This window comes from Micromonospora sp. NPDC049580 (genome assembly GCF_040675595.1).
Taxonomy (GTDB): Bacteria; Actinomycetota; Actinomycetes; order Mycobacteriales; family Micromonosporaceae; genus Micromonospora.
The window spans coordinates 1-1,061 of the sequence record NZ_JBFAPG010000841.1 but is presented as its reverse complement, the minus strand read 5'-3'; the positions used below and the strand labels follow the sequence as shown (position 1 = coordinate 1,061).

Below are 1,061 nucleotides of genomic sequence, written 5' to 3'. Positions count from 1 at the left end.
TCGAGGAGGGTCTGCTGGTCGAGTACAAGGCGAATCCGAACAACTTCGTCAACCTGCTGGACCACGGCGCCGCCGACCTCAAGGGCAACTTCCTGGAGTGGAAGTGGAACGCCGGCCTGACCCCCGACGGCAAGCAGCTCATCGGCCTCGGCACCGACGTCGGCGGCATCGCCATCTGCTACCGTAAGGACCTCTTCGAAAAGGCGGGCCTGCCCACCGAACGGGACGCGGTGTCGAAGCTCTGGCCGACCTGGCAGGACTACATCGCCACCGGTGAGAAGTTCGTCGCGGCCAAGACCGGGGCGTCCTTCCTCGACGCGGCCACCAACACGTTCAACACGATCCTGCTGCAGACCGCCGGCAACACCACCGGCTACAGCTACTACGACACCAACGGCAACGTCGTCGTCGACAGCAACCCGGCGGTACGGCAGGCCTGGGACACCACCATGGACATCATCGACTCGGGCCTCTCCGGCAAGTACGGCTCCTGGTCCGAGGAGTGGGTGTCCGCCTTCAAGCAGTCGAAGTTCGCCACCATCGCCTGCCCCGCCTGGATGACCGGTGTCATCGAGCAGAACTCCGGCCCGGCTGCCAAGGGCAAGTGGGACATCGCCCGGGTGCCCGGCAACGGCGGCAACTGGGGCGGGTCGCACCTCGCCGTGCCGAAGCAGAGCAAGCACCAGGCCGAGGCCATCGAGCTGGCGAAGTTCCTGACCAGCGCCAAGGGCCAGATCGGCGCGTTCAAGGCCAAGGGTCCGCTGCCCTCCTCGCCGCAGGCGCTCGACGACCCGGCGATCGCCGGCTCGACCAACGCGTACTTCTCCGGGGCGCCGGTCGGAGCGATCTTCGGCACCGGCGCGAAGAGCCTGAAGCCGGTCTACATGGGCCCCAAGAACCAGGCCGTCCGCACCGAGGTGGAGAACGCCGTACGGACCGTGGAGCTGGGCCAGCGCAGCCCCACGCAGGGCTGGACGGACGCGGTGACCAACGCGAAGAAGGCCGCCGCCAAGTAGCCCGAGCCAGCGTGCGGGCGGGATCCCGGGTCCCGGAGCCCGCCC

General features: G+C 68.2%; 1 protein-coding gene. It reads left to right on the top strand.

Annotated features, from left to right (window positions below; genetic code table 11):
* The coding region (locus tag AB0J68_RS32490; RefSeq protein ID WP_363942758.1) for an extracellular solute-binding protein at positions 1 to 1,016 on the top strand (1,016 nt) is incomplete at its 5' end.
* Positions 1,017 to 1,061 lie beyond the last annotated feature (45 nt).